Here is a 16,681-nt window from a genome sequence, read left to right on the forward strand (position 1 = left end):
AATAAATATCTTTTTGGAATTAGCTTAGGCTTGGCAAGCGTCATGCCGGGGGCATCGAATGCAGACCTGCGTCGATGGGCGAGATACAGTTGGCCGAGGGGCCGACATTCAACACAGAGGGAATTGATCCATGCGCATCGCCTTGCTGTCCGATATCCACTTGTCCGTCAACGCCATACCGTTTCCCGACGTGGATGCCGATATCGTCGTGCTGGCAGGGGACATTGCCCGACCCGCCAGGGCCATTGAATGGGCCAGAACCTGCCCGGCTCCGATCCTGTACGTGGCCGGCAATCACGAGTTCTATGGCAGTGACCTGATCTCGACTTACGAACAGCTGAACAGCTTGTCCCAAGGCACAGGGATACAGGTTCTGGAGCGCTCGGAATATGTCCACGACGGCGTGCGTTTCCTGGGCTGCACCCTGTGGTCGGACTACCGTCTGTTCGACGATGCGCAGGCTCGGAGCCAGAGTATCGATCTGGCGACACAGCTCATTCGCGACTTCAGCCATATCAAAGTTTCGCCGGACTTTCCGGACCTGTTCACCCCCGCGGTTTCCCAGCTGATTTTTCTGCAGACCGTCGCCTGGCTGGACGACTGCTTCGCCCGGGATAGTACGACGCCCACGGTGGTGATCTCGCATTTCGCACCGACCCGGTCGAGCATCAGCCCGATGTTTGCCGGTTCGCCGATCAACCCGAGTTTCGTTTCGGACCTCGAAGAACGGATCAAACAATGGCAGCCGGCGCTGTGGTTGCATGGGCATACCCATGGCAGTTTTGACTATCGGGTGGGCAATACCCGCGTGGTGTGCAACCCCCGGGGCTATGCGAAAAATGGTGTGAACGAGAACCCCGCATTCAACGATGCATTGGTGATTGAGCTGGGTCCATCGCTCACCTGAAAAAATGACTCGGCGTCGTCCCGAACTGCTTTTTGAACATGGTGGTAAACGCGCTGGGGCTGTCGTAGCCCAAGGCGCCCGCCACGTCGATGATCTTCTCGCCGACCGCAATACGCTCCAGCGCCAACAGCAGGCGGGCCTGTTGGCGCCACTGGCCGAAGGTCATGCCGGTTTCCTTGTGAAACAGGCGCTGGATGGTCTTGGCATCCAGGCTCAGCCGAGCGCTCCAGTCCGCCAGCGTCGATCCATCCCCCGGGTCCTGTTGCAGGGCCGAACAGATCGCCTGGATTCGTTCATCCGCCGGTTGCGGCAGGTGCAGGGGCAAGGTCGGCAGGAGGGTGAGTTCGTCCACGATCAAACGCATGATCCTGGCTTCGCGCGAATCCTCGTCCATGGGTGCCGCGATGGTCACCGAGGTCTTGATCAACTCGCTCAGTAGCGCGGAAATGCTCACGGCCCGCGTTTCGTCCGGCAGCTCGGGAAATTGATCCGGCCGCACGAAGACGCTGCGCATCTTCAATGCGCCGACGCAACGAATCGAGTGCACGTGCCCGCTGGGCATCCAGATCCCTCGGCTCGGTGGAACCGTCCATTGGCTCAGCCCCGAATGCACGACCATCACGCCCTCGATGGCGTAGATCAACTGGTGCTTGGCGTGGCGGTGAGGTTCGATGATCCAGTCTTCCGGGTAATCGGTCGCACTGGTGCAGACCGCCCAGGCGACTTCGTCCATTTCGACCAGAAATGTTTCCAGCGATTTGACCATGATGCCTCTTTTACGAAAGTAGCCGCCCGAATTGCGCGAGACAGGCAATTTCGCGAAATCTAGCATAGCGCCAGGTTTACGCAATGCCCCTCTTTCCCAGCCTGGATGATGTGCGATGTCCTCAATGACGACCCCTTGCGCCACCGCCTCGGTGGCCGGCCAGACCAGTCCCCTGGTCATGCGCGTGATCGGTGCCTGCGCGTTGGCGCACCTGATCAATGACCTGATTCAGGCCGTGTTGCCTTCGATCTACCCGATGCTCAAGGCCAACTACGGCCTGACCTTCACCCAGGTAGGCCTGATCACATTGACCTTCCAGCTCACCGCTTCGCTGCTGCAACCCTGGGTCGGTTACCACACCGACCGGCACCCCAAACCCTGGCTGCTGCCCGCCGGGATGGTCTGCACCCTCATCGGCATCCTGATGCTGGCCTTTGTCGGCAGCTTCCCGGCGATTCTTGTGGCCTCGGCGCTGGTGGGCATTGGTTCCTCGACCTTTCACCCGGAAACCTCACGGGTGGCGCGTCTGGCCTCGGGCGGTCGCTTCGGCCTGGCACAGTCGACCTTCCAGGTCGGCGGCAACGCCGGCAGCGCCTTCGGCCCCTTGCTGGCGGCGGCGATCATCATTCCTTACGGTCAGGGGAATGTGGCCTGGTTCGGCCTGTTCGCAGTGTTCGCCATCCTGATCCTGTTTGGCCTCAGCCGCTGGTATCGCAGTCACCTGAACCTGTTCAAGCTCAAGCAAGGCAGCAAAGCCACCCATGGCCTTTCGAAGCAACGGGTGACCTTTGCCCTGGCGGTGCTGGCGCTGCTGGTGTTCTCCAAGTACTTCTACATGGCCAGCTTCACCAGCTACTTCACCTTCTACCTGATCGAAAAATTCGACCTGTCAGTCGCCAGCTCTCAGCTGTACCTGTTCCTGTTTCTCGGTTCTGTCGCCGCGGGTACGTTCTTCGGCGGCCCCATCGGCGACAGGATCGGACGCAAGAAGGTGATCTGGTTTTCCATCCTCGGCGCCGCCCCCTTCACCCTGGCCCTGCCCTACGTCGACCTGTTCTGGACCGGCGTGCTGAGCATGGTCATCGGCTTCATCCTCGCCTCGGCGTTCTCCGCCATCGTGGTCTTCGCCCAGGAACTGGTACCGGGCAACGTCGGCATGATCGCCGGCGTCTTCTTCGGGCTGATGTTCGGCTTTGGCGGTATTGGCGCTGCGTTGCTGGGGCATTTGGCGGATATTCACGGTATTGAGTATGTGTATGCGCTGTGCTCGTATCTGCCGTTGTTGGGGGTTTTGACGATTTTGTTGCCTTCTACCAAGGGGGTTTGAGCAGATGACTGTGGGAGCGAGCCGGCTCCGGGCGGCGTTCCGACGAAAGGGTCCTCACATCCAACATCTCTGCTGAATGACCCACCGCCTTCGCGAGCAGGCTCGCTCCCACAATGGTCGGGGGTGGGACACAAATATCGTCAGCAACGCAAATCCCCTGTGGGAGCGAGCCGGCTCGCGAAGGGGTCCTCACATCCAACATCCAAGCCGACTGAGTCACCGCTTTCGCGAGCAGGCTCGCTCCCACAAGGGGATTGGCTACAGCCGCACGACCTGCGCCCTCCCCGGTTTTTCGTTTCTGCGCCCCTTTCGCATTTTTGTGCGACAAATCCCGCTTCAGGGGCTCCCGTATCCCCTCTTCGTTTGCTAGTTTGCAAACGTTTCTGATTAAACGATCAGATATTTCTCACAAACCGCCTGCAAAGGAATGCCCCCAACAATGGATTTTTCACTCAAGCACCTGGCCGCGGCCACCCTGATGCTCGCCGGCCTGTCGTCGTTCACCACCGCTGCGCACGCCAACATCACCCCGCAACAGAGCGCGATCATTCTCAAGACTTTCAGCGATGCGTCGGTCACGGATTTCAGGCAGTTCCTGCAGAGCCTGGCCAAGAGCGACGTCGCCAAAACCGGCGACATCGGCCCGGCCATCAGTGCCTTCCTCGACAACAAGACGCTTTCTCCCGATCAGCAAAACGAAATCCATCGCCTGCTGGGCCTTTATGCGCGAGTGAAATACGGCAGCGCCGCCACCGAGACCCTGCGCGAGCTGGTGGCCATCCCGACGTTCCGCGTGGACGGCGTTGCCCAACACGAGAACCCCGAGTTCATCAAGATCGCCGACAAGATCAAGGGCCTGGCCCAGGCGTTCAACCTGAACTTTCGCAACATCGACAACCGCGTCTATGAAATATCCCTCGAAGGCACTGGCGATGAAGTGGTCGGCATTCACGCCCATGCCGATGTGGTGCCTGTAACGCCGGAGAACTGGGTGCTGCAGGACGGCACCAGACTTGATCCGTTCAAAGTCACCCTGATCGGCGACCGCATGTATGGCCGGGGCACCGAGGATGACAAGAACGGCATCGTCGTTTCGCTCTACGCCATGAAGATCATTAAGGAAGAAAAGCTGCCGCTGGCCCGGAACTTCAAGCTGCTGGTCGACACCACCGAGGAAACCACGGGTGACGCCATCCCGTACTACTTCGAACGCAACCCGACCCCCAACTACAACCTGGCACTGGACGGTGGCTACCCGGTGGTGATCGCCGAGAAAGGCTACGGCACCGTCATGGCCAGCTTTGCCCGGCGTACCGCGCAAGGCCAGGGCGCAGAACTCATCTCGATGACCGGCGGCCTGGCCACCAACCAGATTCCATCGACATCAGTCGTTACCCTGGTGACTGACAAGCCTGCCGAACTGGCCGCCAGCCTGCAAAAGGCCGGTACCGATTACGCCAAGCGCAATGGCGGCAACTTCACCGTAGACGCCAAAGTCGACGGCAAGGACGTCAAACTGACGGTCACCGGCGTTTCCGCCCACTCCTCCGAGCCCGAGTCCGGCGTCAACCCGGTGGCCAGGATGCTGGACTTCATCAATAGCCTCGACGGCAAGGTCGCACTCAAGCAGAACGCGATCACTGACGCCGCCCGCTACGCCGCCGACAACTGGGGGCTGGATTACCTGGGAGGCAAATTGGGCGTCGGTTTTTCCGATGAATTCATGGGCCCGCTGACCACCTCCCTGACTTATGTCGGGATGGATGACAAAGCCTTCAAACTCGCGGTCAACCTGCGCGTGCCGAAGGGCAAGTCGCCGGAAACGCTCAAATCGCAAATCGCCACAAAGCTGGACGCCTGGAGCAAGAAGACTCACATCGCGCCGACCTTCGACTACTCGATCGCCGAACCGATGTATCGCAACCCCGAAGGCGAATGGGTCAAGGCCCTGCTCGCCGTGGCCAGCGAAAACCTTGGCATGGAACACAAGTTCGGCACCTCCGCCGGCGCCACCTCGGTGCATGAACTGCCCAACGGTGTGCAATTCGGCCTGGCCATGCCCGACGTCAAATACACCGGCCACAACGACAACGAGTTCAAGACCACCGAGCAGTTCCTGCTGGACCTGCAGATCGTGACCGAGATGATGGGACGCATCGGGCAGTTGCCGAAACTCTGATCCCCTTCGGACCCGCCGTTCTGGCGGGTCCACTGCTCTAGTCATCCAGATGCGGGTGGAGCATTGCCCAGGCTTCGGTGGTGAAGCGATAGCTCTTGTCTTCCTGGAACTGAATCACACCCTCATCGCACAAGCGCTTGAGCACTTCACGAACGCTGATGAACGCAAGCTCCGCAGAGAACGACTCCAGAGAGGCATGCACCCCGCGCACGCCAATGGAACGTCCGCCCAAAGTGGCAATGACCAACGCATTGATCACTTTGAAACGGATCAGACTGGCACGCAGTCCATAGCAGCGAAGCAACTCTCGAATATGTTCATTGGCACTGCGATCGTGTTCGAAGGCGAGTGAACGGGTTGCCTGAAAGGGTTGAGGTGCAATAGCCGCTACTGAGCCTGAGTTGTTCAACATGCGAATACTCCTTTTCAGAAATGTTCAATGGGGGCTCCCGTGGCCGTAGCCCCCTTCACGTCTGCGTCAGAAATCGACCGTGGCCGACAATTGCAGCGTGCGCGGATAACCCGGAGAGAACGCACCATAAGAGGCAACGCCCGACCAGTACTCGCGATCGAAGACGTTCTGCACCGTGGCCCGGAATGTCGTAGGTCGACCTTCGATCCTGGTGGCATAGCGAGCCCCCGCATCGAAACGGGTCCAGGCATCCAGCTCCTGGGTATTGGCCTGATTGACGAATTGACGGTCGGTGTAGATCGCACCGCCAGTGAGGGTAAAGCCCTCGATCCACGGCGTATCCCATTCAGCCCAGAGGTTGGCTTGTACGTCAGGCACCCCCACAGGCTTGTTGCCACGGTTCGCGGCGGTGGCCGAATCCGTCAGTTCGCCATCGAGTAGCGTCACACCGCCCATCAAGCGCGTGCCCGGTGCCACTTCACCGTAGATACTCAACTCCACGCCGCGGTTACGTTGCTCAGCCTGTACCGAGAACACGTTGCCCGCGCCGATTTCGCCACTGGGCTTCTCGATCTGGAACAGCGCCAGCGTGGTCATGAACGTGCCGTGCTCATACTTGACGCCGATCTCATGCTGCTTCGACTCATAAGGTGCGAACGTCTCGCCGGCGTTGGCCGCCGTGCCCGGCGCGATATCACCTTTGCTCAAGCCTTCGACGTAGTTGTAGTAAAACGAGACGTCTTCCCAGGGCTTGACCACCACGCCGACCAGCGGGGTCGTGGCACTGTCGTCATATCGGGAACTCACCGAACCGGCCGCATTGTAGTTACGCGACTCGATGTCCTGGCGGCGCACGCCCAAGGTCAACTGCAGACGGTCATCCAGCACCGACAGCGTGTCGGTCAGTGCAACGCCGGACAAATCCGACTCGGAGATGCGCAGCACCTTTGGCGCGCTGATGAACTGCCTGGGCACATCCACCGGATGGTAAATGTTCGAGCGGATGTCCGTTCCGTTGGTGATTCCCCTCGACAGTTCGTCCTGATACCGGGTCGCCATCAGCGTGGTCGTGTGGGTAACGGGACCGGTTGCGAATACGCCGCGAATCCCTAAATCGGCTGTCGAACGATCGACGTTGAATTTGTAGTAACCCGGAATGTTGCTGGTATCGCCTGCGTCGTTGAGGATTCTCGGCACCTGGTCGGACAGCCGCTTGACGTCTGATCGTCCGCCACCGGCATGGGCAAATACAGTGACCGCATCCGTCAGGTCATACTCGCCACCCAGCAACGCCGACTGCTCCCGGGTGTCCGACCATCCCCACTCCTGCGACACGTTGGTACGACCATTCGGGGCAGACGGGATGTCAATGCCGGGCGCGACGGTGAATGGCCGCGAGGCAGCATCAAAGCTTTCTTTCTGGCTGATGAAGTCGAGGTTCAGGCGCAACCGATCCCCTTGGTAATCGAGCGCGATGGCACCGATATTGAGATCTCGCTCCTGGTTGTCAACGGCGGTGTCTCCACCCTGCAGGCCGCCGTTGAAGCGCACGCCGAACTGGTTCTCGGCGCCGAATCGACGGCTGATGTCCAGGTGTCCCCCCACTTGGGAGTCCGACGCATAGCTGGTGGTAAAGCGGGTCAGGCTTTCGGCCAGCGGCCGCTTGGGAACGATATTGATCACCCCGCCGACACCGCTGTTGGGCGAAATCCCGTACATCAGGGCACCCGGTCCCTTGAGCACTTCGACACGTTCGGCGTATTCGGTGAACACCCGGTAATTGGGCGCCACGCCATACACGCCATCGTAGGCCAGTTCGCCCAGGTTGCCCTCGCCTACCGCAAATCCGCGAATGAAAAACGAGTCGACGATGCCACCAGTCTGACCGGTGGATCGCACGGAAGGATCTCGCTCCAGGGCGTCAGCCACAGTCACCGTTTGCAGGTCAGCCAGGGTTTTTGCGGTGTAGCTGGTCACACTGAAAGGTGTATCCATTACGTCTTTGTTGCCCAACATTCCCAAGCGGGCGCCACGGGCAACCTGACCACCGGCCAGCACGGGCGGGAGCGCGGTCGGGCCATTGTAGACACCGTCGATGTTGGTCACGCCGAGGGTCAACCCGGCAGCAGTGTCATCGGCCAGCGGCACAGCAGAACTGTTCGAGGTCTTGTCGGCGGTAGCCTCCTGCTCGGGGGCGGCGGCCCAGGCGTTGGCGCTTCCTGCGACCAAAACGAAACTCAGCGTGGCGGTGCGGATTGCGAGCGATAACGCGCACTCACCGCAAGGTCGACTTGCAACAGACATGACGTAAGGATCCTTTTCAGCAAGGGAAAATGGTAATCACTCCTATTGCCAGTCGACCTGCGAAAAAGTATCACCCCCCTGAGTTTTATTTTTTCCAGATCTTATCTGTCGTGCGATATCGGGTTGGAAATCCGTCAGCGAAATACCAGGGAGCTGTTTTCCCCTGATCACAAAGCACGTAGTCTGCTGATCCGCGATTGCGGCGATGGCGCCCTGCACCGAGGGCATTTTGAACCTCACGCCTGATGCCGTTTAACCACCGAGACTGACTCATGTCCCATGCAGGTGTCATCCAGGGTTCGAATGTAAGAATCCTGATTTATCTTCTGTTCGCGATCCAGCTCATCTCCATGGGCGCGATGGAAATGAGCGGGCCGTTCTGGCCCGTCCACCTGCGTGGGCTGACGTCCTCGGAGTCGGTTTTCAGCTTCGCCAGCATCGCCGTGTACGTCGGGCCGATGCTGGGCATCATTCTGACCAGCGCATTCTGGGGCCGTATCGGTGATCGCTACGGCCACAAGCTGATGATGATCCGTGCCCTTGCCGGCTTGTCGTTGACCCAGCTTGGGCTGGCACTGTCCGGTGACATTTGGGTCATCCTGGTCCTGCGATTCCTGCAAGGTGCCTTCGCCGGGTATATCGCCCCGGCACAGGCTTACGGTGTGAGTATCGAAGCGCCTTCGCGGCGGGCGCGGCTGTTTGCGATCCTGCAGATATCGACCAACGTCGGTTCGTTGCTAGGCGCGGTGGTCGGCGGGTTGATCCTCGATTACGCGACGTTCTTCTGGATCAACATCATCGCCTCGGCACTGTGCGCGATTTGCACCGTGGTGGCCGCCGTGACATTGCCGGATGTACCGCCGGTGAAGAAAACACCCGCCGCCCATACCGCTGCCGCGACTGGCCGTACCGGCAGTGTCTGGCAAGGATCGCCGCTGCTGTCACTGCTGTGTGTCATGGGCATTCTGCTGTTGGCGCGGATGCTGCCCCAGACAGCATTCTCGTTGTACGTCAGCTCGATATTCGAGGTCAGCAATTCGGTCGTCGGCCTGTGCTATGGCTTGCTGGCACTGGGTTTCATTCTTTCGGCGACGGCCTGGTCACGCTACTTTGAACACCGCAGCCAGCAAGACACCCTGCAGCGCATCAGTTACATCGTCATCGGCTGCATTGCCCTGACCGCGGTGGCCGGTGTCACACGCAACGCCATGGTGTTTGTCGCTGCCTATTTCATCTGGGGAGTGCTGCTGGGGGCCACCACACCGGTGCTGATGGCCCTGATCTCGAAAACCGCCGACAGCTCACGACAGGGCCACGTGCTGGGGATTGCCCAGGGCACCGCGCAATTCGCTTCGATTGCGGGCATTTCGGCCGGTGGACTGCTCAGCCAGGTCTATGGCTTGCAGTACACCTATCTATTCGTTTGTCTGGCTTATGCGGTGGCACTGCTTCCCATTGTCGCCTTGCGATACCGGCCCGTGGGCGCGCACCCCAATCGCGACCCATGCGGGGATTGATCAAGGCGCCTGGATTGAATACGGGATACCGAATCCCGCTTGCTTCACAGGCGAGTTGTCAATTAGCATTGGGAATACTTCTCAATTGCAAAAAACCTGCAGCCATGAGCGAAATCCTGCCCGCGAACAACGATAATCATCTGCGCGTGATCGAGGCCCTGTACAACGGTCATCATGGCTGGCTGTATGCCACGCTGAAGAAAAAGCTGGGTAACGCCATGGATGCGGCGGATCTGGCGCAGGACACCTTCACTCGCATACTCGCCTCCCAGGTCACCGCCATCGAGCAGCCCCGAGCCTACCTGAGCTGCGTGGCCAAGGGCATTCTGGTCAACTGGTATCAGCGCAAGGCACTGGAACGCGCCTACCTGGATGCACTCACGCACCTGCCCGCCCCGCAAGTGCCATCGCCTGAATTACGTTTCATGGTGCTGGAGACCCTGCACGAAATCGACGCGATGCTCGACACCCTTCCTCCGCTGGTCAAGCGCGCATTTCTGCTGTCGCAGATCGGTGGCCTGAAATACGACGATATCGCCGAACAGCTGAACGTCTCGCTGATCACGGTCAAGCGCTACATGAAACAGGCTTTCGTGCAGTGCCTGATGCTGGTGGAATGAATGTTCACCCGCCGCAATGAACCGCCGCTCGACCCCGAAGTTCTCGAAGAGGCCGCCGAGTGGTTGATGCGGCTGAGTGAAAACGACCTCAGCGATACCGAACGCGCCGAATGGGAATGCTGGAAGGTCAGCAGCCCTGAACGTGATCGGGCCTGGGCCCGCGCGCAGTTACTGCAAAGCAAGCTCGACGGGTTGCCTCCCTCACTGGCGATGTCGGCACTGGATCGCCCGAGCAGTCCCGAACGTCGCGCGGCCCTGGGCAAACTGGCCCTGCTGCTGGCGGCGGTCCCTGCCGGTTGGGGCAGCTGGCACCTGGCGCAATCGCAGCAATGGTCGGCGGACTACCGCACCGCCGTGGGTCAGCGCCGCGAGTTGACCCTGGCCGACGGCTCGCAGATCACCCTCAATACCGACACGGCCATCGACGTGCTGTTCGACGCCAATCAGCGACTCATCAACTTGCGCGCAGGTGAAATACTGGTACAGACCGCGCCGGATGTTTCACCGCTGGCCCGCCCCTTTCTGGTCACCACCCGCCAGGGCCGGATGCAGGCCCTGGGCACACGATTCACCGTTCGCGAACTGATGCCCCGCACCCAGCTCGCCGTACTGGAAGGTGCTGTGCGGGTTGAATTGGCACAGAGCAGCCATGCAGCGCCGATGATCATCAACGCGGGACAGCGTACGGATTTCTCATCACAGGCCTTTGGCCAGGTCATGGCGACAGATCGCCACGTGGGTGCCTGGACCCAAGGCATGCTGATGGCCGACAAGATGCGGCTGGCGGATTTCGTTGCCGAACTGGCGCGCTATCGCAGAGGCTTCGTGCGCTGCGATCCGGCCATTGCCGATGTGCGCATTTCCGGCGCATTTCCCATCAACGATACCCAGCGCACGCTGAACATGCTGGCGCAAACCTACCCGGTGCTCGTCACCGGCCACTTGAGTGGTTACTGGGTGACGCTTTCTCCCGCCTGACCTCAGGCAAAAAAAATCGCCGCGCAGGTGATACTTTTTTTGATCTCGGCTGGCAAAGAAAGGAACAACCTTTACTACCTCGTCCATAGGGTCATCCATTCATGCTCGTTGCACGGCCCCTGCGTCCGGATCATCCGCTCAAGCCAGTTATTCGCAGTGTGTTGTTAAGCCTTGCCCTGAGCGTTGCCACTTGCCCGCTGGCCGTGGTCGCTACTGCCATGCAACTGGACGCTGTCGCCATCCATGCCTACAACATTGCGCCCGGACCGCTCGGCGCGACCTTGTCGAGTTTTGCCGTGGACGCCGGCATTGCCCTGTCGTTCGAGCCCGCCTTGACCGAAGGTTTGATCAGCCCGGGACTTTCCGGCTCTTACTCCACACAGGAAGCCGTCACCCGCTTGCTGGCCGGCAGTGGCCTGGACATGGTGGCGCGCGACGACGGCAGCTATACGTTGGTGGCACGCCGGGTGACGCTGGAGGAAACCACCGTCGATGGCATCGACCGACGCAGCGGCAGCTTGCCACCCCTGTACCCGGGCGGTCAGGTCGCCAGCGGAGCGCGTCTGGGCATGCTGGGCAATACGGATGTGATGGACGCGCCCTTCAGCATCAGCAGCTACACCTCGGCGATGATCAAGGATCAACAGGCGGTTACCGTGGGCGATGTGCTGGAGCGTGACTCTTCCGTGCGCTCCACGGGCCAGACTGGCGGCATTGTCGATTCATTCTTCATCCGCGGCTTTCCCGTCGGCGAAGGCAATCTCGGTGAACTGGCGTTCGACGGTGTGTACGGCGTGGCTTCCAACTACCGGGTGTTCACCGAGTACGCCGAACGCATCGAAGTGGTCAAAGGCCCCGGGGCCCTGCTCTATGGCATGTCGCCCAACAGTGCTGTCGGCGGCGTCATCAACGTGGTACCCAAGCGCTCTCTGGACGAGGATTTGACCCGATTCACCGCCAGTTACGCCATGGATTCGCAACTCGGCGGTCACATCGACGTCAGTCGGCGCTTCGGTGAGGAGCGCCGCTTCGGTGTGCGGATCAACGGCAGCGTCCAGCAAGGCGATACGCCCATCGACGATCAATCCCGGGAGGTCGGCATCGGCGCCCTCTCCCTGGACTATCAGGGTGATCGCCTGCGGACCACCCTGGACCTGATCAACCAGAAAGAACAATTCGACGCCGCGTCCCGACCGTTTCTGATCGCGCCCGGCGTGCAGATTCCCTCCGCCGCCAATGGCCGCAGCAACGTGAGCCAGGACTGGGGCTGGTCCGAAACCCGTGACAAATCGGCGCTGCTCGGTGGTGAATACGACGTCAACGATGCCCTGACCCTATTCGCCCACGCCGGTGGCGGCAAATCGGATGTAGCGCGCATGTCCGATCAAACCCCGACCATCATCAACGCCGCCGGCGACACCTCTTCAACCCCCGGCTACTACAAGTTCGAAGTGCAGCGTTACACGGTCGACGCCGGTGCCCGCCTGCGCTTCGACACCGGGCCGGTCAGTCACAGTACCGCCCTGCAAGTCACCCGTTATCGCGATGAGTTGTCCCGAGGCATCATTTCCGGCCCGGCCATACTGTCGAACATCTACCATCCGGTCCATCGCCCCAAGCCCTCTATCGCCAAACCGGATACGCCGACAATCTCCGAGAGCGAACTGTCCGGTGTGGCATTGGCCGATACCCTTTCGGTGCTGGACGAGCGCTTGCAAGTCACCGTCGGTTTGCGCCAACAGAACATCAAGTCCGACAACTACAATGCGGCCGGGGCCGTCACCACCTCCTACGACAAAAGCGATACCACGCCGCTGTTCGGTATCGTCGCCAAACCCTGGGACCACGTGTCGTTCTACTACAACTACATCGAAGGCTTGAGCAAGGGCGATGTCGCACCGTCCGCCGCTTCGAACGCGGGGGAGATTTTTTCACCTTACGTCTCCCGGCAACAGGAAGTCGGGGTCAAGGTCGACTACGGCAACCTCATGTCCACACTGGCCCTGTTCCAGATCAAGAAACCCAGCGGTGAGCTGTCGTCCGGGGTGTTCTCGGTACAGGGCGAGCAGCGCAACCGTGGCGTAGAGCTGAACATGTCCGGCCAGATGACCCCGCGCACGCGCCTGATCGGTGGTGTGACCCTGCTCGATGGGGAACTGACCAGCACCGGCGTAGCCGCCAACCGTGGCAATAAACCCGTCGGCGTCCCTGAGGTTCAGGCCAACCTTTGGGCCGAGTGGGATACCCCGGCTGTCGAAGGGCTGACACTGACCAGTGGTGCGATCTATACCGGCAGCCAGTACGTGAACCAGGCCAATACCCAGGAACTCGATGCCTGGACCCGCTTCGATGTCGGCGCGCGCTATGCCACTCGCATCGCGGATCGACCGACCACATTCCGCGCCACCGTGCAGAACGTGCTCGACCGCGAATATTGGTCGGGCGTCGCCTCCTACGGGGCGTTCTCCCAAGGTTCACCACGCACCCTGCTGCTGTCGGCCACCATCGATTTCTGAAACGTCCGGTCCGGCGCGGCGAACTGAGCCGTTATCCGGTCCGGCTTCTGCAAAGGCATACAACATGGTTTCGATTTTTAGACGCAGCCACACTGTCGCTGCACTGCTGTTCACCGGACTGCTGGGTTTGTCGCTGTTGTCGCTGACGCCGCGCAATGCCCACGCCGCCGATCCGGACCCCGCCCTCGGCACAGTCACCGACTTGCTGGGCCGCAAGGTCAAGGTTCATCTGCCGGTCAGGCGGGTCATCCTCGGCGAGGGTCGCCAGTTGTACCTGGTCGCCGCGCTGGATACGCAAAACCCCATTGAACGCATCGTCGGCTGGCGCAAGGACTTGATCCAGTCCGACCCGGATACCTACAGCGCCTACCTGCGCAAATTTCCCGATATCGCCAAGATACCGACCTTCGGCGGGTTCGAGGACGGCACCTTCGACATCGAGCAAGCGATCTCACAGCGACCGGATGTGATCATCCTGAACATCGAGGCCCAACATGCCACCGACGATGCGCGTTACATCGAGAAACTCGATGCCCTCGGCATCCCGGTGGTCTACGTCGACTTTCGCAATAACCCGATGCAAAACACCGAGCCGACCATGCGCCTGTTCGGCCAGCTGTTTGGCAAGGAAGCTCGCGCCGAAGCGTTCATCGACTTTCGCAACCAGCAGATCCGCCGTGTCACCGATGTCATTGAAGCGAAGCACCCTGCCCGCCCCAGCGTGTTCATCGAACGTATCGGTGGCTACACCGATGATTGCTGCCTGAGTTTCGGCAACGAGAACTTTGGTCTTTTTGTCGATTTGGCCGGTGGCAACAACATTGCCGGACGCATCATTCCCAACACCTTCGGCCAGTTGAACCCCGAGCAGGTCATCGTCGCCAACCCGGCCCACATCGTCGTCACCAGCGCCAACTGGGAAGCCTTCGCGCCCGGCGGTCATTGGATCGGCGTCGGCCCCGGCGCGGACATGGCACAAGCCAGGCACAAACTGGCGTGGTACACCCAGCGTCCGGCCTACACCGGCATCAAGGCTCAGGACGATCAAGCCTTCCATGCCATCTGGCATCAGTTCTACAACAGCCCCTACCAGTTCGCGGCCATCCAGCAACTGGCGAAGTGGATTCATCCGACGCTGTTTGCCGATCTGGATCCGGACGCGTCGTTTCGCGAACTGCATGAGCGGTTCCTGCCAGTCCCTTATGAACCTGGCTACTTTGTCAGCTTGCGCACGCCGGAGGTCAAACCATGAGCTCACTGAACGAAGCACGGGTTGTCCAGGGCGAGACTTACCGTCGCCTGGTACTGCGCAAACGCCTGATCCTGAGCGGACTCGTGGTGTTGCTGATTTGCAGTGTGCTGCTCGATCTGGCCCTCGGTCCGGCACGCTATAGCCTTACCGAAGTGCTGGGTGCGCTGTTTTCGCCGGATAGCGCTTCGCCGCAGGTCCGGGTGGTGATGTGGGATATCCGCCTGCCGGTGGCGCTGATGGCCGTCGCGGTCGGTGCGGCGTTGTCGCTGGCCGGTGCACAGATGCAGACGATCCTCAATAACCCGCTGGCCAGCCCGTTCACCTTGGGTATTTCCGCCGCTGCCAGCTTCGGCGCGGCGATGGGGCTGGCGTTTGGTGTCGCGCTGTTTCCGTTGGCCGCGCAGTACATGGTGCCGGTGAACGCCTTCATCATGGCCATGCTCTCAGCGTTGTTGATCCACTTCCTGAGCATGCGTCGCGGCGTAACGGCCGAAACCATCGTGCTGCTCGGCATTGCCCTGGTGTTCACCTTCAATGCGCTGTTGGCCCTGGTGCAGTTTTTTGCCACCGAGCAAGCCGTGGCGGCCGTGGTGTTCTGGACAATGGGCAGCCTGACCAAAGCCACCTGGCCCAAGCTCGGCGTGATTTGCCTGGTGATCCTCATCACCCTGCCGATCTTCGCCAAACGCGCCTGGGCCTTGACCGCGCTGCGCCTGGGCGATGACAAGGCCGCGAGTTTCGGCATCAACGTGCGCAGCCTGCGTTTCCAGACGCTGATCATGGTCAGCCTGCTGGCCTCTTTTCCGGTGGCGTTTGTCGGCACCATCGGCTTTATCGGGCTGGTCGGTCCCCACATTGCCCGGATGCTGATCGGTGAAGATCAACGCTTCTTCCTGCCGGCCTCACTGCTGACCGGCGCACTGATTTTGTCCGCCAGTTCGGTGGTCAGCAAAACCCTGATCCCCGGGGCAATTTTCCCCATCGGCGTGGTCACTTCGCTGATCGGCGTACCGTTCTTCATATCTCTGATTCTCAGCGGGAAGAAAAACTCATGGTAAAGATCCGGCTTGAGAATCTCGGTGCCTGCTACGACCAGCGCACGATCATCAGTGGTGTCACAACGGCAACCTTTGCCGGCGGCCAGGTGGTCGCGGTGGTCGGCCCCAACGCGGCGGGCAAGTCCACCCTGTTCAAACGGATGGCGGGGCTGATCGACGGTCCCGGACAGGTTGTCTTGCAGGACTCGATAAAGGGCACGCCGGGCATCTGCTACATGCCCCAGGGCCTGAATGCCAGCGCCCGGCTGACGGTGTACGAATCGGTACTGCTGGCCCGCAAACAACTGACACCGGGCTGGGTCGTCCACGATGATGAGTTGAAGTTGGTGGACGAGATACTCAGTGCGCTCGGCATCACCGAATTGTCCTTCCGCAACCTCGGTGAACTCAGCGGCGGTCAGCAACAACTGGTGTCAATCGCCCAGACATTGGTGCGCGAACCGGAAATCCTGCTGATGGACGAACCGACCAGCGCCCTCGACATGCATCGCCAGGTACAGGTGCTGAATTTCATGCGCGCACTGGCGCGCAAGCGCGAGGTCATTGTGTTCATCGCCATCCATGACTTGAATCAGGCACTACGCTTTGCCGATCAAGTGCTGGTCATCGCCGACGGCACCGCGCAAGGCAGCGGCCCGAGCAGTGAAGTGATCACCGAGCTCATGCTGCGCAACGTCTACAAGGTCGAGGCTCGGATCGAGCAATGCAGCCGCGGGCAACACCATATCCTGATCGACGATATCGTTGGTTAGAACGATCTCCCGCCTGACAAAAAACAACTGTGGGAGCGAGCCTGCTCGCGAAGGCGGCCTGACATCCGCCCTTGATGTCGACTGACACGGCCC

At 60.5% G+C, this 16,681-nt stretch carries 13 protein-coding genes; 10 read left to right on the forward strand and 3 right to left on the reverse strand.

Annotation, left to right across the window (positions count from 1 at the left end; genetic code table 11):
* The first annotated feature begins 130 nt into the window (after positions 1 to 130).
* Positions 131 to 907 carry a metallophosphoesterase gene (locus ACW9HW_RS06965; RefSeq protein WP_095196119.1) on the forward strand — a complete coding sequence of 259 codons (777 nt, stop codon included), beginning with the start codon at positions 131 to 133 and terminating at the stop codon, positions 905 to 907.
* Here ACW9HW_RS06965 and ACW9HW_RS06970 read toward each other — a convergent pair.
* Positions 900 to 1,673, reverse strand: coding sequence for an AraC family transcriptional regulator (locus ACW9HW_RS06970; protein WP_457399084.1), 774 nt, complete (start codon positions 1,671 to 1,673; stop codon positions 900 to 902). The two genes, ACW9HW_RS06965 and ACW9HW_RS06970, sit on opposite strands and share 8 nt — an antisense overlap.
* 115 nt (positions 1,674 to 1,788) lie before the next feature.
* Between ACW9HW_RS06970 and ACW9HW_RS06975 the strand changes: the two genes are divergently transcribed.
* A complete protein-coding gene (locus ACW9HW_RS06975; RefSeq protein ID WP_095196117.1) occupies positions 1,789 to 3,000 on the forward strand; it encodes an MFS transporter in 1,212 nt (403 codons plus the stop codon).
* A 439-nt stretch (positions 3,001 to 3,439) separates the two neighbouring features.
* Positions 3,440 to 5,179: a dipeptidase gene (locus ACW9HW_RS06980; protein WP_457399085.1), complete on the forward strand. Its 1,740-nt coding sequence runs from the start codon at positions 3,440 to 3,442 to the stop codon at positions 5,177 to 5,179.
* A gap of 37 nt (positions 5,180 to 5,216) precedes the next feature.
* Here the strand turns inward: ACW9HW_RS06980 and ACW9HW_RS06985 are convergent, their stop codons facing one another.
* Entirely contained in the window at positions 5,217 to 5,591 is a 375-nt protein-coding gene (locus ACW9HW_RS06985) for a fe2+ zn2+ uptake regulation protein (RefSeq protein ID WP_457399087.1), read from the reverse strand.
* Between the two features lie 66 nt (positions 5,592 to 5,657).
* A complete protein-coding gene (locus tag ACW9HW_RS06990; protein WP_457399089.1) occupies positions 5,658 to 7,895 on the reverse strand; it encodes a TonB-dependent receptor in 2,238 nt (745 codons plus the stop codon).
* Positions 7,896 to 8,167: 272 nt separating this feature from the next.
* Here ACW9HW_RS06990 and ACW9HW_RS06995 point away from each other — a divergent pair, with 272 nt between their 5' ends.
* The 7 genes from ACW9HW_RS06995 (at position 8,168) to ACW9HW_RS07025 (ending at position 16,588) form a co-directional block, all read left to right on the forward strand.
* Complete coding sequence (locus tag ACW9HW_RS06995) at positions 8,168 to 9,412, forward strand: MFS transporter (RefSeq protein WP_457399091.1); 1,245 nt, start codon at positions 8,168 to 8,170, stop codon at positions 9,410 to 9,412.
* 104 nt (positions 9,413 to 9,516) lie between these two features.
* Positions 9,517 to 10,032, forward strand: a complete 516-nt coding sequence (locus ACW9HW_RS07000; RefSeq protein WP_457399092.1) for a sigma-70 family RNA polymerase sigma factor — start codon at positions 9,517 to 9,519, stop codon at positions 10,030 to 10,032.
* On the forward strand, positions 10,033 to 11,010 hold the full coding sequence (locus ACW9HW_RS07005; RefSeq protein ID WP_095196110.1) for a FecR domain-containing protein: 978 nt from the start codon (positions 10,033 to 10,035) through the stop codon (positions 11,008 to 11,010).
* Positions 11,011 to 11,111: 101 nt separating this feature from the next.
* Positions 11,112 to 13,526 (forward strand): TonB-dependent siderophore receptor, encoded by a 2,415-nt coding sequence (locus ACW9HW_RS07010; RefSeq protein ID WP_457399093.1) that lies wholly within the window; start codon positions 11,112 to 11,114, stop codon positions 13,524 to 13,526.
* Between the two features lie 64 nt (positions 13,527 to 13,590).
* Positions 13,591 to 14,778: an ABC transporter substrate-binding protein gene (locus ACW9HW_RS07015; protein ID WP_457399094.1), complete on the forward strand. Its 1,188-nt coding sequence runs from the start codon at positions 13,591 to 13,593 to the stop codon at positions 14,776 to 14,778.
* The gene (locus tag ACW9HW_RS07020; protein ID WP_095196107.1) at positions 14,775 to 15,836 is read left to right on the forward strand and encodes a FecCD family ABC transporter permease; all 1,062 of its coding nucleotides are present in this window, start codon (positions 14,775 to 14,777) and stop codon (positions 15,834 to 15,836) included. Before ACW9HW_RS07015 ends, ACW9HW_RS07020 begins: the two co-directional genes overlap by 4 nt.
* Entirely contained in the window at positions 15,830 to 16,588 is a 759-nt protein-coding gene (locus ACW9HW_RS07025) for an ABC transporter ATP-binding protein (protein WP_095196106.1), read from the forward strand. Before ACW9HW_RS07020 ends, ACW9HW_RS07025 begins: the two co-directional genes overlap by 7 nt.
* Positions 16,589 to 16,681: the final 93 nt, after the last annotated feature.

The organism is Pseudomonas sp. SDO5532_S415, from assembly GCF_054071155.1.